The sequence below is a fragment of the Caballeronia arvi genome (assembly GCF_001544695.2).
GTDB lineage: Bacteria > Pseudomonadota > Gammaproteobacteria > Burkholderiales > Burkholderiaceae > Caballeronia > Caballeronia arvi.
In genome coordinates, this window is the sequence record NZ_FCOM02000305.1 from 1 (window position 1) to 698 (window position 698).

Below are 698 nucleotides of genomic sequence, written 5' to 3' on the forward strand. Positions count from 1 at the left end.
CCGCCGGCAGGCCGCTCAGGCGTCGGCTCGGCTTCGCAACCGGCCATCTGATTGTCACAACGCGAGCGCTCGTCATCGGTCAGAAGGGACATCAATCTGAGCGGCCAACGACGCCCAGCTCCACCGAGCGGGGGCGACTCCCCTGTTAATCCCTGTCAGCTTGCCGGATTGCGTGCCATGACGATCCACGCCGCGCCGTCGATCATCACCGACCGCTCGCCGGGGAGGCCCGCGAACGCGGCGCGAACCGCGGCCGACGCGCGGGCGCGAATGTCGTCGGGCTGATCAGCGAGCGCGCGCGACAGTGGGCCGACCTCGAGCGTCATCTTCACCGCGTCGTCGATCGCAGCGTCCCGCGTCCCGCCCTCGCCGAACGGGACGGAAGCATCGAAGGGCGCGATAGCGATATCGGCGAAGCCGGCTGCCGTCAGGATGCGCGACACCCGCCCCCGGTCGCCGAACGAAAATGGACCGGGCGCTTCGGGATCGGGCGGCGCGCTCGGCGGGAGGATGCCCTTGATCGCGCCCATCGGCAGGCGCGCCCAATCGTTCTCGGCCGCGCCGCGCCAGCAGACGAAAGCGACCCGCCCGCCCGGCCGCAGCGCGCGTCGCATATGGGCGAACGCCGCGGTCGGATCGTCGAAGAACATCACACCGAAACGCGAGAACAGGATGTCGAACGCGCCCTCGGGCAGCTC

General features: G+C 70.3%; 1 protein-coding gene. It reads right to left on the reverse strand.

Going from position 1 to position 698, the window contains the following annotated elements:
- Window positions 1-155 precede the first annotated feature (155 nt).
- The coding region (locus AWB74_RS45040) for a class I SAM-dependent methyltransferase (protein ID WP_143749567.1) at window positions 156-698 on the reverse strand (543 nt) is incomplete at its 5' end.